This is a genomic window from Rossellomorea sp. FS2, assembly GCF_047915635.1.
GTDB lineage: Bacteria > Bacillota > Bacilli > Bacillales > Bacillaceae_B > Rossellomorea > Rossellomorea marisflavi_A.
On record NZ_JBLRVS010000004.1, the window covers coordinates 815858 to 835223 of the forward strand.

The following is a 19366-nucleotide window of genomic DNA, read 5'->3' on the forward strand; positions in this document are numbered from 1 at the left end:
CTCTTAAAGGTCTTTAAATAAAACACCATTTAAAGCGCTTTAGAAAGGGGTTACACTGTCTTTATAACCACATTAGGAATGGTGGAGTAATAAGACAGTGAAGAAAGGGAGGGGATTGAATGGGTGGATGGGAACGTTTTAATAACCTCGTATGGAAGGTGATTCATCTTGCTTATCTAAATCTGTTGTGGGCGGTTTTCACAGTGGCCGGTCTGGGGATTTTCGGGTTCTTCCCGGCTACCGCTGCTGTACACACCGTTGCCAGGAAACGATTGATGGGAGATGAGGAATTCCCCATGTTCAAGGTATTTTGGGAAAGCTTTCGAAGTGAATTTGTGAGGGCTAATGGCTTCATGATTGTCTTTGCGCTTATCGGATATATCCTTTATTATGATATCCTCTTCATCCAAATGAACAGCGGAAAACTGACCTTCCTTGTACCCGTTTTGCTTTTCATTTCATTAAGCTTCATCTTGGCGGTCCTTTTCTTCTTCCCGGTGTACGTCCACTTCCGGTTGCGTTTTTTCTCCGTGATCAAGCAGGCACTCCTGATCGCTCTGACGTCCCCGGTAGAAGTGGTCATGATGATTGCCGGCTGGATAGCCGTGTACGGTGTCGTGTCCCTCCTTCCTGGTTTGATCCCCCTCTGTTCGGTGAGCGTCCTTGCTTATTTGGGCATGTGGACTGGACTTAGGGCCTTCAGCAAAATCGAAGGAAAAAAGGCAGGTTCACTAGCGAAGGGAATCGACTGATTATCGACCCGGATTCTCATTCTAATTCAAGCATGAACGGCATAAGCGCATAAAAAAAGACAGGTCCCGAGGACACTGTCGATTTGATGATTAGCTACCCATTTTCCGTCGGGTATTGCTTGGCTTTTTCGTTTGTTGACTCTGCATACGCTGGTTCGAAGCAAGACCGTTCTTGGCTTGCTTTCCACCTGCTTGGGCTTCTTTCTTCTTGGCAAGCTGCTGCTTCATGGCCTCTTGAAGGCTGATCTTCTTCGGCTCTTTAGACGAATCCTGATTTGTCATAATGGAATCTCCTTTTGATTCGGGATGACTCCATTATAATACACGGGGTTCATAATTGGCACCTGGTATTTCTTCATAAGGAGCCTTCATGAGAAACGGGGCCCTTAAAAGGCCCCTTTTATGTTCCGCTCTAATGGTATCCGTTTTGACCATTGGCCGAGCCGGATGTTTTGTTTTTCGGCTTTTGATTTTGATTCTGCTTGGTGCCACCGTCTTTTTTGGACTTCTTACTCAAGTTCCTCACTCCCTGATGAAAAGAATGGTGAAACATACTTAGTATGTCCATCCCTCCTCACTCAACCGTTGGTAATTTTTCCGTCCAAAAAAGGGACCCTTCTTGTTTCAAGAGGTCCCTTTTTGTTGATCAGTTATTCGATTGATTTGAACCGTTTGAGCTATTGCCGCCCTTTGCACCAATCTCCTGGTAGAATTCTTTATCATGATTATCGGATGTGGCCTGTCCGCCTTTTTCTCCGATCTCCTGGTAGAATTCCTTGCCGTGATTGTTTGAAGTAGCTTCCCCACCTTTGCGCCCAGCTTCTTCGTAGCTCATCTTATGATTGTTGTTTTGGTTGTTGCTATTTACATTCTGGTTGTTGCTGTTATTGTTGCCGCTGTTGTTGCCACTATTAGTGTTGTTATTATTGCTGTTATTGTTGTTTGCCATGAGAAAATCTCTCCTTTTAGTTGTGATGTTTTTTTATGGATCAGGTTTTGTATTCGGTTTCAATCCTTGGTTTTGTTGTAAGAAATAATGTTGTGTCATGTGATTTTCCGACTTTTCCCGATTTTTTCAGGTTCATGTTTTCCAGGTTGTTCTAAAGGTAAAATCCATCTAATTGCTTTCTTTTACCGAAGATTCAACGACTTGCACCATCAATGAAAATAATTACATAATTTCAATTTCCTCCCTTATTAGTATGATATATTTGCTTATTTACCATCATTTTGGAAAGATAAACATTCGAAAACGCACCGATTTTTCTACATTTTCCAAAAACCTTACAGTGGCGGTGTTTTCTGACTGAAAAATTTTTTATCTGCTAAAATGTCTTGTCGTCTCTTAACAAAAGACCTCTTTCTTATGGAACGTTGATAAAAAAGAGGCACCCACTGAGTCCGTGACTCAGCAGATGCCTTTCATTTTTTTGATGTTACGATGCAGCAGGAACCTTTTCATCCACTTCAATTTCCGTTCCGCCGGCCAGCCGCTTTCTTAACGTGTAGGCGAAAGCGACAATGGCTGCTGTCGTGATGAGCCCGGCTCCCAGATAAGAAAGGTTCATGGAAAGACCGAATCCGATCGGGGCATTCAGGATATAGGTGAAGGTCACCATGGTCATGAAGATCGCAGGCAGCGTCGCGACCCAGTGCGGCTTTCTCTGCAAACCGAGGTACATAGCTCCGACCCAAAGGGCAATCATGGCTGTCGATTGGTTGGCCCAAGAGAAATATCTCCATAAGATATTAAAATCGATCTGGGTCAGTGCGATGGAAACGACGAATAGCGGCAGAGCGATCCAGAGTCGGTTCGTGATCTTAATCTGTTTGACGTTGATATAGTCTGCGATGATCATCCTGGCACTTCTGAAAGATGTATCGCCAGATGTGATCGGCAATACGATGACACCGAGGATGGCAAGGGTTCCGCCAATGGACCCGAGCATGAGCATGGAGACCTCGCTGACAACTCCGGCTGGACCTGATTCAGCCAGGATGCTGTTCAACTCACCCGCCGGGAAGATGCTCATGGCAGCCGCGGCCCAGATCATGGCGATGATCGCTTCGAGGATCATCATGCCGTAAAAAATCTTTCGTCCATTCCGTTCATTTTTTGTCGTCCTGGAAATGATCGGGGACTGGGTGGCATGGAACCCAGACAGCGCTCCGCATGAGATGGTCAGAAACAGGAGCGGAAAGATCGGAATCTGGTCGGGATGTAGATTGGCTAATGTGATCTCAGGAATATCAGCCCCTGTCACGATGAGACCACCACCGATCCCGACTGCACTGATTAATAGCAGGGCACCGAATAGCGGGTAGACCTTGCCGATGATCTTATCAACAGGTAATAGGGTGGCTGCGATATAATACACGAAGATCGCCGCGATGATCACGCCAAGGGAAATCCATGCCGGTGTCAAATCGGCAATCAGGGCAGCCGGGGCCGTCACGAACACGGTCCCAACTAGCAATAAGAGCAGGACGGAGAAGGCATTCACCACATGCTTCATGGTTTTTCCAAGGAAACGTCCTGCTAGCTGAGGGAGATGGGCCCCTCCATTTCGAATCGAGATCATCCCCGTGAGATAATCATGTACTGCTCCGGCAAAGATCGAACCGAGAACAATCCACAGAAAAGCGACTGGACCATAGAGCGCCCCCATGATCGGTCCGAAGATCGGCCCTACTCCCGCTATGTTCAGAAGCTGGATCATGGAGTTCTTCCCTGTACTCATCGGCACGTAATCGACATCATCTTTTTTGGCATAGGCCGGTGTTGGACGCTGTTCCTTTACACCGAAGATCTTTTCAATCAATTTTCCGTACGTGAAATAACCGATGACCAAAATGATGATCGATACAATGAATGTGATCATCTGCTCAACTCCCCTCTAAAATGAATACGGTTTCATTCTATCAGAGATTTCTTTCCCTATCCCTTGCTTCTTTATTTTCAGGATATAGTACCTAGTTCACACGTAGAAAAAAGCCCCTCTTGGTGACGGGGCTTTTTGACGTTCAGCAGGCAGCTTTGTCCTTCTTGGTTCTCATGGCATTGATTTCTCCACCGATCATGATGATGATCCCGGTCAGATAGAACCAGATCATCAGGACGATGATCCCCCCTATACTTCCATACGTGGCGGAATAGTTTCCGAAGTTCCCCACGTAGAAGGAGAAGGCAAGTGAGGCCAGCACCCATCCCACCGTTGCAAAGATTGCACCTGGCAAGGCACTCAGGCACTTGATCTTCATATTTGGGGCAAAGTAGTACAGGACCATGAAAATGACGAAGAGGATGAGGGGACTGATGGCCCAGCGGATCCCGCTCCATAAGGTAAGGAACTGGTCCGAAAAACCAAATTGTGAGAAAAGGAACAGGCCGATCTGCTTCCCGAACACAGGAAGTAGCAGCGCGACGACGAAAACCAGGATCATACCTAGCGTAAGCGCAACGGATGTCAGGCGCTGGACGATGAATGATCTCGTTTCCTCGATATCATACGCACGGTTCAAGCTCTTCACAATGGCATTCATCCCGTTGGATGCCGACCAGATTGTCGCAATGATACTGATGGACAGCAATCCCGAATTGCGGTTCGACATGACGTCCGAAAGGGTTCCTTCAATCATGTTGAGCGTTTCCCCTGGCGCATAGTCTCTTACCACCCCAAGCAGATCCTCCTGCTGTACAGGTAAATAAGGCAGGAGCGTCACGACAAATATGAGCAGCGGGAAAAGCGACAGGAGAAAGTAATAGGCAATCTGAGCTGCCAAGCCTGTCACATCATTGGCGCTGATCTGTTGAAACAGGCCCTTGGAGTACTCTTTTACCTCTTTCTTTCGAGCCATGTGCTCACCTCATTCCATTCATTAATACCCTTTGAATGAAGAATCGATGGGTTGATCCCCATCCTCCAGTTCGTTGGGTGCTTCCTTGAACGCTTCCTTATAGGCCTCAGTAGAGTCTTCGAACGTTTCTTTTGTTTCTTCAATCAGGTCTTTCACCTGAGGGGTCATCCCCTTCAATTCATCCACCTTTTCACTGATGAAGCGGAAATCCCGGGTAACCTGATCCGCCGTGACGGACAGTTTTTCGTACACTTCCTTGGAAGCTTCGACCAATTGCTTCGGATCTTTTGCATAAGTGGAGATGTAGCTGCTTCCATTCTTGAGTGAAGCCCCCACTTCCCTGCGAGTTGTTTTGTCCAATAGGGATAATAATCCCCCGGCCACTGCCCCTAAAAGTACACCCTGGAAGAATTTACTTTTACCCATATGTATGACCCTCTTTCCTAATTAATTGAGAACGTTCAAGGAACTTATCCTTTATTTTCCCATTCCTTAATAGTGTAAAACATTCCCGTGAAAAAATCCTCTGAATATGATTCTGTCTCCCCCGTGTTGACAGGTGCCGTGAATCATGGAAAGATAAGCTTAGTGATTTACGAGGAAAGGGTGCTGATAAAATGGATCTCACACAGAATTCTGCTGAGAACATCGATTATATGGTGACCGCCATCAAAGAGAAACTGAACGTCGTGAATGCAGGTGCCATCAAGTCTGAAGACTTCAATGAACAAATGTATGAAGATCTTCAGGATCTCTATGAAATGGTCATTAAAAAAGACCGCTTCAGTCCAAGCGAAATGAATGCCATCATCGATGAACTGAGAAGTTTGCGCAAATAATGAAGAAAGGGGGCATCCCCGGGCACAAGCCCTGGGGACGCCCCCTTTTCATTCAGGACATTATTTCAAAAGCGCAAGTGCCTCACGGTTGAAGGCAGGGATATCATCTGGTGTACGGCTCGTCACAAGCTGGTTGCCGCAAACAACGACTTCCTTGTCCTCGAAATTAGCTCCTGCGTATTCCATATCCACCTTGATGGACTTGAATCCAGTAGCTTTTCTGCCTTCCAGTGCCTTCGCCGTGATCAACAATTGAGGTCCGTGACAAATGGCAAAGACAGGTTTTTTCTCATCCATGAAATGCTTGGTGAATGTCACAAAACGATCGTCTGCACGAAGCTGATCTGGTGAGAATCCTCCAGGAAGAAGAAGCGCATCGAAATCGGCCGGATTGACATCGTCAATTCCCTGGTCAATGGTTACGCTGGCGTCTCCCTGCTTCCCTTTGACCGTTTTCCCTTTTTCCGATTCAATGGTCACGACTTCATGGCCTGCTTCCTTGAATGCTTTTTCCGGATCTGTAAATTCCACATCTTCGAACATATCGGTGATTAATGTTGCGATTTTAGCCATACAATCAAACACTCCTATTTTAGAATAATGTTGGTAATGGTATATGTTTACCCGGTGCAGGCTCCCTTAAACGTCCTTATTACTTTCGCGAGAATTGGGAGAAAATCGTATTGCTCTGGACTTTATACACATCTTTCCTGCAGATTGCATTGATGATCCGCATATTCCTCTCGACGGAAAGTCCCAGGTTCGTGGCACTGGATCCATGTGAATGCTCCAGATTCGTCACCGTAAAGAAGTAGTGATCACGTTCTGGTTTCTCCTTGAATTGAAGCTGATAATCACGGGAGACTTTGAATTTCTTCTCATCTTCCCACACTATTTTGTCCTCGAATTCTTCAAAAAACCATTCGGGAATATTTGGCTTATATCCAGTAGCGAGGACCACCTTGTCCGCTGCATGCGTAAATGAGTCTTCTTCCTGCCATTGTTCGCAGCTGAGTTCATACTTCCCGTCGATTTCTCGGATTTCCTTTACCTCAGTAAGGGGCTGGATCGTGATATTCAACGGATCACCGCTCGATGAATGGTGGTAAAGAACCTTGTAGATCGCGTCCAGGGTTTCCTGATCGATGCCGTTTCTTAGGCGATCCAAGGTGCCGAGTGCCTTTTCCCGGTCTTCGAATGATAAACCGTGGAAGTAATCCACATAGTCCGGTGCCAGGAGCTCCTGCCCGAGCTTTGACGCTTCAAGCTGGAGGATCCCTTCGGAACGAGTGAACCAATGAAGCTCGTATTCATGGTGCCGCTTTTCTTTCAATAGATCATAGAAAACTTCCGCTGCACTTTGACCCGAGCCGATGACCGTGATGGATTTCCCTTTCATGGTCGATTCCTTATGGAATAAATACTTGCTCGTATGGTGGACATCTTCCTCAGGCAAATCCTCCATCCCCTTAAGGATAAGGGGCTTACTTCCCGTACCGAGGACCACATGATCGGCTTCGTAGATTTCCGCCGCCCCCGTGGTCCGGTTCCTCACATTCACGCGATAGCCGTCCTCTATTTCCTCTACACCCGTCACTTCGCTGTTGAATTGGCAGGTCGGCAGCTGTCCTGCCACCCAGCGGGCGTAATCGTTGTATTCCTGCCTTGGCATCTCGAATGTCTGGAAGAAGAAAAATTTATACAAACGGTTATGAGTATGTAAATAGTTCAGATAGCTGAATTTACTTTGAGGATTTGCGAAGGTCACGAGGTCCGCGATGAACGGTACCTGTAGATCCGTCAAATCGATGAGCATGCCTGGATGCCACATGAATTCAGGAGTTTGATCGAAAAATCTCACCTCGAGATCCGTCCTTTCTTCCATTAAAGCAGCCAATCCGAGATTATAAGGACCGATGCCGATTCCGACACAGTCCAATCGTTGTTTCACCACAAGCTATTCCTCCTTTTCTCTCTTTTCCTTATTTTTACCCATAAACATGCCACCACTACCCTGTTTTCAATAAATCCCCTCAAAAAAAAAAACCGATCCAGGGGATCAGCTTTTTTTGAACGTCATGGCGTACCATCCGCCTTCTTTCACAATGGGTTCGACCGTCTCGCATATAAAGCCTGTTTTCTCCGCGAGGGTTTCCATCTCACCATGGGAGGGGATGGGATACAGATTCTGAAAGCTCATGAAGAAACTGTTGAAGGCACTGGAGAACTGCTGACCGTGCTTCGACTTCTGCATGGGACTCAGGACAAAGAAAACGCCGCCTTCTTCCAGCCACTCCGATGCTTTATGGAAGAAATCCTTTCGTTCGGAAGGATCAATATAGTGGAACAGGTTATTGGCCATGATCATGTCGAAGCCGCTTTCCGGTTCATACGAGTGGAGATCCGCACACACCACATCGATATTCGGATAGGATTCAAGCGCTTCGGCAGCCGTTTTGGCAACGCCTTCATGAATTTCTATGCCGACCATCGTTTTATCAGGATGCCGATCCCCTATTCGTCGGATATAGCCACCTTCTCCGCACCCCAGATCCAGAATCGACGAGACCCTGTGCTTCTTGATTGCTTTCTGGACCTTCGGAAAAGCGAATCGCTCCAGCAATATTGACGTCTTGGCCACGGTTGATCCATGGAGGTCAGAGTTGAAATGCTGTTTTCGCTGATTCCTTAGCAGTTCGGGGTACGAAAGAAGAGCCGGGATGTGGAGCTCCATCATTTCCTTGAGGAGGATCCCCGATGAATGGGGATCACTCTTCGAAGCTGGGAGCTTCCACTTTCCCCTTGTCGACACTTTTGAGTCGTCCTTCCTTTTTAAATGCTTCAGGGATATGCCCACTTCCACCCACTGCTCCAACAGGTCCATCTCAAGATTTTTCTGGATGGCGATTTCCTGTATCGTTGCAGGTCGGGAGAAGCTGTCGAACAGATCGAGCTCATACCCGACATATGCGTGCCAGCTATATAGAAACGGAACGTTCTTCTTCATCCATGACCTTGCTCTCCACACCTTCACGATTTCACCGATCATATCAGTTCCTCCTTTTCCTTCCAAGGATAATCTTGCTCTTCCGTGAATGATGCACCGAGCTTCTCTTCATTTGATAAAAAGGACTTGCGGAGTGGGAGGAGCCCTCCTTGCACCATCCGGTCATACACGGTTTCCCTCCACATACCGAGGCCTGAGATATTCAGCATCTGTTTGAACTGCGAGACCCGGTCCTTCTCCATTCGCTGGAGGCTTTTATTCCGAAGCCAACCCACAGGTCTGTAGGGATAGGAATAGGCGAGTGCTGAAAGGTGACTGAGATGGAGCTGATGGGAAACCCTCCGCTTCCGAACCTTCGGATACCACTCGAGGTTGGCGGGATCCAGCCTGCCCGATGCATACATATCACAAAGCAGTTCCCCAAGTACGCTTCCGTCCTGGATTGCCATGTTCATGCCTTCCCCTGCCATGGGGTGAACCGTATGAGCAGCATCACCGATCAATGCGAGATGGTCTTTGACATAGGTATCAGCATGATATTTCATCGGGACCATAAGCTGGATGAGCTTCCACTCGGTAATCTGATCCACGTATCCCTCCAGATCGGGACAAAGATCTATGTAAAGCTTATGAAATTCCGAGATGGGCTTCTTACGTAATGACTTGTATTCTCCCGCAGGGATGAGATAGACAGAGCGGACTTCCTCGTTTGGAAGCGGGAAAAGTCCGAGAAAAGATTGATACGTCGACACAATACGTCCTTTTGTCATATCGAGCGGTCTGGGGAAGGTGACGGTGAGAAAGTGATGATTGTACTTCTTCTCGCTCACTTCAATACCCATGTAATCACGGGTAACAGAACTCCTGCCTTCTGCTCCAATGATGAATTCGCATTCGATATCAAAGGGTTCTTTTTCACTCCTGTCTTCCACTGTGACCGTCTTGCCGGAGATCTTTTTGCATGCGGTGTTCCCCATATAGTGAAAGCTGGAGTAATCCTCCCCTTTAGCCCGCAGGATGTCTTTCAACTTCTCATGATGGATCATAAGGGAGTAAGGATATTTCCCTGGAAGGATCGAATAGCTCATGGAAGAATGCTCTGCCCGTTTCCCCTTCAGTTCCATCAGCTCCAGTTCCGCTATGCGGTGACCATGGGAAAGCACCGGTTCGATCACGCCCAATGAATCAAAAATCTCCAGGCTCTTTGGTTGGAGAAGCTCCCCCTTATAGACAGGGCTCGGCCCGGGGAGCCTTTCGATGACCGTTACATCGATGCCGCATCTTGCCAACTTAAGTGCCAGGGTCAATCCGCCGATCCCACCGCCGCTAATCAGAACATCCGTCTTCATTTCTTCTCACCTCTTTCCTATTAAGTAACCTCTTTCCATTTCCGTGAAACGTCATAATGTGTTGTTTATTTCCCGGAAAATATCATTTCCTGTCTTCTTCTTGACCAAGTTGCTGTCGAATCAACAAAAAAACCCGCCGAATGGCGAGTTTCTTCTAAAATTATGTGATTGAGGCAAGGGGAAGAAGGATATCAACCGACGTTCCCTCTTCTACATTACTCTGGATGGAGAGCGAGCCATTATGTTCCTTGATGATTTTCTGACAGATCATCAGGCCCAGGCCCGTCCCTTTTTCCTTCGTGCTATAGAAGGGTTCGCCCAGGTGCTTCATCCTCTCAGGAGGGATGCCGCTGCCATTATCCTGTATCGAGATCTTGGCATGGTGGCCGTCATTTTCTAGTTGGACGTTCAGGAGCCCCCCGTCCTGCATCGCTTCGAGTGCATTCTTCATCACGTTGAGGATGACCTGCTTCATCTGATTGGAATCGCAATACACTTGAGCCTCTTCCACGGCGAAGCGGACATCGACTCCCTGTTTGAGGCACTCCATCTTGATGAAATCCACGGAGCTTGTCAGGAGTCTCGTCAATGACGTGAGTGAAAACTGTACCGCCCTCGGGCGTGCGAGAGCAAGGAATTCATTCGTGATGATCTCGATCCTGTCGAGTTCTCCCTTGATGACGGAGAGATAAAAGTCGTCTTCTTCCCTTTCATCCATAAGCTGAAGAAATCCTTTTAGGGTGGTCAATGGATTCCTGATTTCATGGGCGACACCTGCTGCGAGCTGACCGATCATGGCTAGCTGTTCAGATTTCTTCAATAGATTTTCGTGATGCTTTTTCTCGGATAAGTCACGGATGATGGCAGAAATCCCGATCAGGGACCCTTCATTATTCAATATCGGATTCATATTGAATGAAATCTCGATGGATGTCCGGTCCTTTCGGTATCGGAGAGCTTCCTGGTCCTTGATGCGTTTCCCCGATTTCACGACTTTCAGGTTTTTCTGGAACTGGTGGTACTGGTCGGATCGGTGCAGGAAGGTGACCACATCTCCAACGATCTCTTCATTCGACCACCCAAACATATCTTCGAATCGTTGATTCACCTTCAGGACCCTTCCTGTCGGGTCAAGGAGGACAATCCCATCCCCGGAATGTTCGAAGTATGCTTCGAGGAGTTCCTTTGCTTCCATTAGTTCATCTTCCATATTTAATTTTTCCGTCACATCCTGACCAAACCCATAGATGCCGATCACTTGGCCCCTCACCCGGATCGGGATATTGGTAATGGTGACCCGCCTCTCTTTTCCTTTACCGTCTCTCACGATGGCCAGGTAACGGGATGATGTTCCGTTCAGGGCAATCTGGAAATTCTTCACTGCGTCCTCTTGGGACTCCTCAGTGAAGAGAGACGTATAGTGCCGATTGACAAGGTCCGAAAACCCATATCCCCAGTGTTCATACACAGCCGGATTGACGGACTGGATAAAGCCGTACGTATCCACCATCAGAATATGATCCGGGCTGTATTTCACTATGGATTTGTATTTTTCCTCGCTTTCAGCAAGCTGTCTTTGAATATCCTTCATCAGGGAGATATCCGAGATGGAGCAAATCGCTTCGACCACCTCGCCATCCTTTTTGACCGGAACGATGGAGGCGAGATATTCAAGTCCCTTGTAGGCATCTTCGTACGTGTATTCTTCCCCTTTTGCCCAGACCTCTTCAAGTTTGGGGCGGATCTTATTCAGATGGACCCTGTCGAATACTTCCTCGATCCTCTTGCCGTTCATCCTTTGAGGGGTCAGATCCAGCCTGGACAGCATTTTGCCCGAAGCGAGTTCGATGACAAAGTCATGACCATGTCTCACCACTTTGTAGGTGATGGCTTTTTGGAGGCGGAGGATATTTTCCATTTCCGCCTGCAGAAGGAGAAGCTCTGCCTGGGCGTTTTTCTTTTCGGAGATATCATGAAAGATAATCCCGACACTATCAATGCACCCGCCACACTTGTAATCGATGGGTGAAACGGTAATGGTGCAGGTCAGCTCCTTGCCGCCTGCATGGAATGTTACTTCCTCACCGGTGGCGTCATGTCCTTTAAGCCCTTCTCTGACCAGGTGGATGAAAGATGGTTCATGCAGCTCGACCAGGTCGTAGAAAGACTGATGGATGATCCCGTCGGATAGCCCGAATAAGCTTTGGAAGGATGCATTCATCTCCAATACCAGGCCGTTCACATCCAAGATCAGGACACTAGTAGGTGTGTTCTGAATGAGAGACTGATAGATGGCCGATTTAGAATGTTGGCACGGTGAAGGGTTCCTTCCATGATCTATCAAGAGAAGGCATTCTGTACCATCCTCCAAGTGTTTGCGCCTCAATTGACAGTCGTACGCTGCGATCTGTTCAGGTTTCAATAAAGTTTCAGGAGACAGGCCGTGCCCCTTCAACCATCCCTCCATCTCTTCATTCAGCGAGAGGATGGACTGACCGAGGGGATCGACAAGGGCTGCAGGAGCCGGGATGGCATCTGCAGAAAATAGATGGTTCCGTTGCATGTCAGCCATAATACCTTCCTTTAATCATCAGTTTATACCCCTATTCTACTCCACCTTGCAACAGGAGTTAAGGAGCATTCGACTGATTTTTCCGTCTAAATGAAATACCATGGGGTCATCACACAGAAAAGCCTGAGCTGCTGCGGCTCAGGCTGATGGATCAAACGGTTTGCTGCTGGGTTTGGGCTGCATAGTGTACAGCGATCTCCGCACCCACCTCGGCATTGTGCTTCACAAGGGCGATATTGGCTGTAAGGCTCTTGCCTTCAGTAAGCTCTTTTACCTTCCCAAGAAGGAATGGCGTACTGTCTTTACCCTTGATGTGCTGTTCTTCGGCTTCTTTCAACGCATTTTCGATCATAGCCGTGATCTCCGCTTCATCCATGGCATGCTCTTCAGGGATCGGATTGGCAATGACCACCCCTCCGTTCAAGCCGATTTCCCACTTGGCCTTTAATACGCCCGCTGTTTCTTCAGGGGTATCGACCTTGTAGTTTACATCGAACTCACTGGATCGAGTGTAGAATGCAGGTAGCTTGGCAGTGCCAAAGCCCAGTACCGGTACACCTTTTGTCTCAAGGTATTCCATCGTTAATCCGATATCGAGGATCGATTTGGCACCTGCACATACGACTGCCACATTCGTCATGGACAGCTCTTCAAGGTCTGCGGAAATATCCATCGTCGTTTCGGCACCTCGATGGACCCCGCCGATTCCTCCTGTCACGAAGACGGCAATCCCGGCAAGCTCGGCACAGATCATGGTCGCGGCAACCGTAGTCGCTCCATCTTTCTTCGATGCCAGGATATAAGGAAGATCCCTGCGGCTCGCTTTGATGACATCCTTTGCCTGACCAAGATACTCCAATTCCTCATCGGACAGACCAATCTTGATTTTCCCATTCAGGATGGCAATGGTGGCCGGTACGGCACCCTTCTCCCGGATGATATCTTCTACTTCCCTTGCCATCTGCACGTTTTGTGGATACGGCATTCCGTGGGAAATGATCGTGGACTCGAGTGCCACGATTGCTTGTCCTGATTGACGCGCCTCTTGTACTTCTCTAGAAAACTCCAAATATGATGTCAAATCCATGATTTTCATTCCTCCGATTTAATTGAAATAACTGCTGAATTCTTCTTGCAGATTCCCCTGATTCAAGGTCGGGGAGACGGTAAAATGAGAACGGATCGTAATGGTGGAGCAGGAAACGCCGATCCGACAGGAACCGTCTGTATCAGAGCCTTTCAGATAGCCATAAATGATGCCTGCAACTAGTGCGTCCCCTGCCCCCGTCACATCAGCAACATCCACCTTAGGCGGCAGGATCGCACTTGCTTCCTGATAGGCCGTGTAGTAGATCAGACCCATCTCACCTCTCGTGATGACCACCCGTTCGGCTCCGCGCTGCGTGATGGCTTTGGCGGCTTTAAAGAAATCGCCCTCCGTTTCGATTTCCATGCCGAGATACATCTCGGCCTCTCCTTTATTGCAGATGAACCAGGTAACCCCTTCCAATGATTCGGGAAGATGCTTCACTTTGGGAGCAGATACCGGGATGATCGTCAACGGTACCCCTTCTGATGCACATCGTCTGATGATGTATTCAATCACATCAGGCGGGAAGTTCGTATCCAGCATCACCATCTCCGATGACCCGATGACGGCCCACCGCTTTTCAATGAACGGAATATCGATCTTCTCATAGATATTCATGTCTGCGAGGGCAAACATCATCTCCCCGTCTACATCCAGGATGGCCGAATAGGTACCCGTTGCTTCACTCAGCCTCTGGGAAGCGGATATGTCGACATGCGTCTTCGTTTGATCGAGGATCCAGCTTCCTTCCGTGTCCTCCCCGACTACAGTCACAAGGTTGACTTCACTTCCAAGCCTGCCCAGATTCTCAGCGATATTCCTGGCCACGCCGCCTGTCGTTTGTTCTGTTGTTGCGGGGTTGGACGTTTCAGGAATCATCCGGTCGATGAACTGAAATTTCCGGTCTACATTGGCACCTCCGATACAGGTGATACCTTTTCTTCTTGGAAGGACGTAGGCACGTCCAAGAATCTTTCCTTGCTTCATGAGACTCGATATATGACCTGCCACGGCCGATCGGGACATATTGCTCCGCTCGGATATTTCCTGCTGGGTCATGAAAGGATTCTCTTCTATGTAGGTAAGCAAAAGCTTCTCTTTTTCGTTCACTCACTCCACCCCTATAAAAAATGTAACATTTGTTAATATTTTAAACTTTTGTCCAAAAATAAACAAGTCTGAATTTAAATATATTTTTTAAAATATAGAATTAAGGGAATAAAGACACGACTCATGCGTTTATTTCCACAACAAGAAAAGGGGTTTATGTTCTTTATACCGCCCATGATTTCCGTGCAAGACTTCGCTTTCCACGGGTAACCCGTGAGCCTCCTCGGCATGCCTGAGGGGGTCTCCAATCAGCTACCCTTCCCGCAGGAGTCTGCGTCTTGCACTCCAAAATCGTCATGGTCATGGAACAAATAAAAAAGCGAATTCATTTGCCTGATCCTAGGCAAATGAATTCGCTTTTTACTATGACCAAAACACTTATGTCCCAGCCTCTTTGAAAATGGGTTATCATTCTCTATTAAAGTGCTTTTTTCGCATCCTCAATCATATGTTTCATGGATTGAAGACCTCCTCCTGACAGGTACCATTCTGCTCCGTTCAGGTAAATGATATGGTCGTTTTCAAAGGCTTCCGTCTTTTTGACAAGATCATTTTCAAACGATTCCTTGATGCTTGCTTTCGGGTCGAATGCCGCGTCCCGGTCGATGACGAACAGAATACCAGGGTTCTGCTCCTTCACATATTCATAGGTCACCTTTTGACCGTGTGTAGATTTCTCGATTCCATCATCAGCTGGTTTGAATCCGAAGACGTCATGGATGATCCCGAAACGGGACTCCGGTCCGAATGCGCTGATGTCCTCTGAACTTCCCATGATCACAAGGGCGTTGGAATCGAGGGACTCCGTTTCTTCTTGGATGCTTTTCACTTCTTTATCGACCTCTGCAAGCTCCTTCTTCATTTCATCCTGTTTGTTGAAGATCTTCGCAATGGTGTTCATATTGCTTTTGAATGAATTTACATAATCCGTGCTGTCCACAGGGATATACACTGTCGGGGCAATCTCGGCGAATTCATCGTAAAGGTCCGCCTGACGCGCCGAAATGAAGATCACATCGGGCTTCAAGGAATGAATGGCTTCGAAATCGGGTTCCTTCAGACTGCCGACATTGGTGTAATCGGAGTTTTTATAGTCCTCAAGGTACGGAGGGACAGCCGCTTGCGGGACACCATCCACTTTAATGCCAAGTTCATCAAGCGTATCAAGGACACCGAAGTCGAACACGACGACTTTATCCGGATTTTCTTTTACTTTCGCTTCTCCCAGTTCGTGTTTAATGGTGATTGTCTTGTCGTCCGATGCAGCCGAAGAGGAGGATTCTTCTTTCTTTCCGCATGCCCCCAGTAAAAGTAAGATTGCCAGTGTTAAAGCAAGGAATGTCCATTTTTTCATGATTGATTTCTCTCCTTTTATATGTTTTTTTATGAATTGAAGTACACGCAGATCCTGCAGTTGTCCATCTGTTGGACGGGTATGTCCATATCATAGATTTCCTTCAGGGAGTGCGTCTGGATGATCGACTGTGTCGGTCCCTCCTTGACGACTGCCCCTTCCTTCATGGCCACGATCCGGTCGGAATAGACCGAAGCGAAATTAATATCGTGGAGGACGATGAGAACCGTCTTCCCCAGTTCATCCACCAGCTTTCGGAGGATCTTCATGATCTGCACAGAATGCTTCATATCAAGGTTATTAAGCGGCTCATCGAGCAGGATATAATCCGTGTCCTGGGCGATGACCATGGCGATGAACGCCCGCTGTTTCTGACCTCCCGACAATTCCTCGAGATATTGATCCTGAAGCTCTTTCAGATTCATATACTCAATGGATTGCTGAACCACCTTTTCATCTTCTTCCGTCAGCCTCCCCTTTGAATAGGGGAAGCGGCCAAATGAGACGAGCTCTTTGATCGTTAAGCGCACATTCAGGAAATTGGACTGTTTCAGGATGGCCACCCGTTTCGCCATATCATTCGATTTGATCTTTTTACTATCATGCTGATCGATGATGACTTCCCCGCTATCGGAATCCAGGAGTCTGCTCACCATGGAAAGCAGGGTGGATTTCCCGGCACCGTTCGGACCGATGAACGAAGTGATCTGACCCTTTTGAATCGTGACCGACACGTCGGCCACCACTTTTTTCTTCCCATACTTCTTCGACAATCCCCTGATCTCGATCATGATGACTTCGCCTCCTTCAATAATAGATAGATAAAGTAGAGCCCTCCGATAAAGTTCACGATGACACTGAGGGTCGTAGAAAACGTAAAGATCCGTTCCACGAGCCACTGACCGCCCACCAGGGCAATGACGCTGATGATTGCGGCACCTGCGATAAGGATGCCGTGGCGGTACGTCTTGAACATCTGGTAGCTGAGATTGGCCACGATAAGTCCGAAAAAGGTGATGGGACCCACCAGTGCCGTCGAGACGGCAATCAGGATCGATGATAGGACGAGCATACGTCTCACGACTTTGTCGTACGGGATCCCCAGATTGATCGACGTTTCCCTGCCCAGCGACACAACGTCAAGTTCAGCCATTTGCCTCCACCCATAGATCAACACAAGGATAATGACGCCTCCCGCCACCCAAACGAGGTCGGAACTGATATTGTTGAAGCTTGCAAACATCTTATCTTGCACACTCAGGAATTCATTCGGATCGATCAGGACCTGAAGAAATGAGGATATACTCTGGAAAAACGTCCCGAGTATGATACCGATGAGAAGCAGGAAGTAGATCGGCTGCTTGCTCCCTTTGAACATGAGCTGATAGAGCAGCAGAGCAAACACGATCATGGCTGCGATGGATAGAAAGAAATTCGCGTTCTTACTGACCATCAGGTAGTGACTCGATCCCAAGAAGAAGATCATGATCGTCTGTAGCAGCATGTAGAGGGAATCAAGTCCCATGATGCTTGGGGTGAGAATCTTGTTATGGGTGATTGTCTGGAATACCACGGTGGAATAGGCAATGGCTACACCCGTCAGGATCATGGCTAGCGTCTTCATCCCCCTTCGCGGCAGGGCATACTCATAGCTGCCATTCAGCCCGTAAAATAGGTAAGCCCCTATTGCCACAAGGGCAGCGACCGTCAATAGCGTCAGTTTTGTCCGATTACTCATATCCCTTCCTCCTTAAAAGCATGTAGAGGAAGATCCCACTTCCAATGACCCCTACCATCAGACTGATGGAGATTTCATACGGGAAAATAATGACCCTTCCGAGGATATCGCAGACGAGAAGAAAAATCGCTCCCAGGATGGCCGTATGAGGCAGCGTTTTCTGGAGGTGATCCCCCTTGAACAGGGAGACGATATTCGGGACGATGAGCCCGAGGAATGGAATCATCCCCACCGTCAGAATCACGACCACCGTAACGAGTGATGTAAGGATCAACCCGATGTTCACGATGCTCCTGTAGGACATCCCCAGATTCTTCGAAAACTCCTCTCCCATTCCCGCAACCGTAAAGCGATTGGCGAAGAGGTAGGCAAGTAATATGACCGGTACACTTATGTATAGAAGCTCGTATCTTCCCTTCATAATGAGGGAGAAATCTCCTTGCAGCCATGAAGACATATTCTGGATGAGGTTCGCCTTGTAGGCGAAAAAAGTCGTGACCGACGACAGGACATTCCCAAGCATCAGCCCCACCAAGGGAATGAAGACAGCATCCTTGAACTTGATCCGGTCAAGGATCTGCATGAACAGGAATGTGCCCGCCATGGCAAAGGCAAACGCCACAAGAAGCTTCTCCATCGTGGATGCCTCGACGAAAATGATTATCGATACAAGGATCCCGAGCCTTGTCGCATCCATTGTCCCCGCCGTGGTCGGAGATACAAACTTATTCCGGCTCAGGCTCTGCATGATGAGACCGGCAATGCTCATCCCCGCTCCCGCCAGTAGGATCGCCACAAGCCTCGGCAGCCTGCTGACCAGGAACACTTCCACCTCATCGGTCCTTCCGCTGAGTAAATCTGCCGGCGAGATGCTGCTCACTCCGACAAATAAAGAAAGGGCTGAGAGGAGGATCAGTAAAATCAGTAAATATCTTTTTTTCAGTAGCACGATCATGTCATACCCTCAATCTTTCCTTTCACTTAATTGCAATTGAAAATCATTATCATTTGTATAACAACCATATTACAAGAGGGGTTGATAGACTGTCAACGACTAATTGAAAATGATTATCATTATTAGTGGTACTATTTTCTTATTGATATTTTTAATAGAGATTGGCTATTTAGTGGGGATTGATAGAATGGGGATTGTTTCTTTTCGCTGCAGGCGCTTGCTTTCCTGTGTGCAGGACGTCGAGCCTCCTCGTACCTGCGGGGTCTCGCCGCTCTTTTCTGCTGGAGTCAAGCGCCTTCCGCTTCAATACACTCTTCGATTCTTAAGGGGATGGGTGGGTCAGGGTACATATGCAGCTCTTAGTTAATGGGACTTACCTGTGCTATAAGAACTTAAAAGAATGGTAGGAATATACCTGCTGAAACATCAACCCCATAACCCTCTTCCATTCCGCAGCGGAACGGAACGACCCACGTTGCCTATGATCATTGGTCATTGACTCCACACAAACAAGTTGGTGGATCCATCTCCACTGGACCACGAACCCATAGCCCCCTCCCCTATCACAGAGTGAAGTGCAGCGGAGGGAGTCCGACTCCTACGGGAATAGCGCGCAGGTGAGACCCCGCAAGAATGAGGAGGCTCACCGCAAGCCCCGTGGAAAGCGGGCTCCCGCAGCGGAACGGAACGAGCCACATTGCATATGATCATTGGTCAAAAACTCCTTCCATCCGCAGTGGAA

At 48.0% G+C, this 19366-nt stretch carries 17 protein-coding genes and 1 pseudogene; 2 read left to right on the forward strand and 16 right to left on the reverse strand.

Annotation, left to right across the window (positions count from 1 at the left end; genetic code table 11):
• Positions 1–119 precede the first annotated feature (119 nt).
• On the forward strand, positions 120–752 hold the full coding sequence (locus ACNA6I_RS15270; RefSeq protein ID WP_416313734.1) for a YesL family protein: 633 nt from the start codon (positions 120–122) through the stop codon (positions 750–752).
• A 90-nt stretch (positions 753–842) separates the two neighbouring features.
• On the opposite strand, the gene ACNA6I_RS15275 is transcribed toward ACNA6I_RS15270, so the two are convergent.
• From ACNA6I_RS15275 to ACNA6I_RS15295, 5 genes and pseudogenes are all read right to left on the reverse strand, one after another.
• Positions 843–1034 carry a hypothetical protein gene (locus ACNA6I_RS15275; RefSeq protein ID WP_048006830.1) on the reverse strand — a complete coding sequence of 64 codons (192 nt, stop codon included), beginning with the start codon at positions 1032–1034 and terminating at the stop codon, positions 843–845.
• Positions 1035–1422: 388 nt separating this feature from the next.
• Positions 1423–1587, reverse strand: a pseudogene (locus tag ACNA6I_RS15280) (KGG domain-containing protein); the annotation flags it as partial.
• Positions 1588–2188: 601 nt separating this feature from the next.
• Complete coding sequence (locus ACNA6I_RS15285; RefSeq protein WP_416313735.1) at positions 2189–3634, reverse strand: carbon starvation protein A; 1446 nt, start codon at positions 3632–3634, stop codon at positions 2189–2191.
• A gap of 142 nt (positions 3635–3776) precedes the next feature.
• Complete coding sequence (locus tag ACNA6I_RS15290; RefSeq protein WP_048006828.1) at positions 3777–4610, reverse strand: YihY/virulence factor BrkB family protein; 834 nt, start codon at positions 4608–4610, stop codon at positions 3777–3779.
• A 21-nt stretch (positions 4611–4631) separates the two neighbouring features.
• A complete protein-coding gene (locus ACNA6I_RS15295) occupies positions 4632–5036 on the reverse strand; it encodes a hypothetical protein (RefSeq protein ID WP_048006827.1) in 405 nt (134 codons plus the stop codon).
• A 191-nt stretch (positions 5037–5227) separates the two neighbouring features.
• Here ACNA6I_RS15295 and ACNA6I_RS15300 point away from each other — a divergent pair, with 191 nt between their 5' ends.
• Positions 5228–5449 carry a DUF1128 domain-containing protein gene (locus ACNA6I_RS15300; protein WP_048006826.1) on the forward strand — a complete coding sequence of 74 codons (222 nt, stop codon included), beginning with the start codon at positions 5228–5230 and terminating at the stop codon, positions 5447–5449.
• Positions 5450–5509: 60 nt separating this feature from the next.
• Here the strand turns inward: ACNA6I_RS15300 and ACNA6I_RS15305 are convergent, their stop codons facing one another.
• The 11 genes from ACNA6I_RS15305 to ACNA6I_RS15355 all read right to left on the reverse strand — a co-directional run bounded on the left by ACNA6I_RS15305 (position 5510) and on the right by ACNA6I_RS15355 (position 18612).
• Positions 5510–6022 (reverse strand): type 1 glutamine amidotransferase domain-containing protein, encoded by a 513-nt coding sequence (locus ACNA6I_RS15305; protein ID WP_048006825.1) that lies wholly within the window; start codon positions 6020–6022, stop codon positions 5510–5512.
• A 79-nt stretch (positions 6023–6101) separates the two neighbouring features.
• Positions 6102–7403, reverse strand: a complete 1302-nt coding sequence (locus ACNA6I_RS15310) for a lysine N(6)-hydroxylase/L-ornithine N(5)-oxygenase family protein (RefSeq protein WP_414130504.1) — start codon at positions 7401–7403, stop codon at positions 6102–6104.
• 105 nt (positions 7404–7508) lie between these two features.
• A complete protein-coding gene (locus tag ACNA6I_RS15315) occupies positions 7509–8498 on the reverse strand; it encodes a class I SAM-dependent methyltransferase (protein ID WP_048012245.1) in 990 nt (329 codons plus the stop codon).
• Positions 8495–9805, reverse strand: a complete 1311-nt coding sequence (locus ACNA6I_RS15320) for an FAD-dependent oxidoreductase (protein ID WP_416313736.1) — start codon at positions 9803–9805, stop codon at positions 8495–8497. Before ACNA6I_RS15320 ends, ACNA6I_RS15315 begins: the two co-directional genes overlap by 4 nt.
• A gap of 160 nt (positions 9806–9965) precedes the next feature.
• Entirely contained in the window at positions 9966–12377 is a 2412-nt protein-coding gene (locus ACNA6I_RS15325; protein ID WP_053072000.1) for a PAS domain S-box protein, read from the reverse strand.
• Positions 12378–12528: 151 nt separating this feature from the next.
• Entirely contained in the window at positions 12529–13464 is a 936-nt protein-coding gene (locus ACNA6I_RS15330; RefSeq protein ID WP_048006822.1) for a pseudouridine-5'-phosphate glycosidase, read from the reverse strand.
• A gap of 18 nt (positions 13465–13482) precedes the next feature.
• The gene (locus ACNA6I_RS15335; protein ID WP_053071998.1) at positions 13483–14577 is read right to left on the reverse strand and encodes a carbohydrate kinase; all 1095 of its coding nucleotides are present in this window, start codon (positions 14575–14577) and stop codon (positions 13483–13485) included.
• 418 nt (positions 14578–14995) lie between these two features.
• On the reverse strand, positions 14996–15931 hold the full coding sequence (locus ACNA6I_RS15340) for a siderophore ABC transporter substrate-binding protein (RefSeq protein WP_048012243.1): 936 nt from the start codon (positions 15929–15931) through the stop codon (positions 14996–14998).
• 29 nt (positions 15932–15960) lie between these two features.
• The gene (locus ACNA6I_RS15345; protein WP_048006820.1) at positions 15961–16722 is read right to left on the reverse strand and encodes an ABC transporter ATP-binding protein; all 762 of its coding nucleotides are present in this window, start codon (positions 16720–16722) and stop codon (positions 15961–15963) included.
• Positions 16719–17669, reverse strand: a complete 951-nt coding sequence (locus tag ACNA6I_RS15350) for an iron chelate uptake ABC transporter family permease subunit (protein WP_048006819.1) — start codon at positions 17667–17669, stop codon at positions 16719–16721. Before ACNA6I_RS15350 ends, ACNA6I_RS15345 begins: the two co-directional genes overlap by 4 nt.
• On the reverse strand, positions 17662–18612 hold the full coding sequence (locus ACNA6I_RS15355; protein WP_416313778.1) for an ABC transporter permease: 951 nt from the start codon (positions 18610–18612) through the stop codon (positions 17662–17664). Before ACNA6I_RS15355 ends, ACNA6I_RS15350 begins: the two co-directional genes overlap by 8 nt.
• Between the last annotated feature and the right edge of the window lie 754 nt (positions 18613–19366).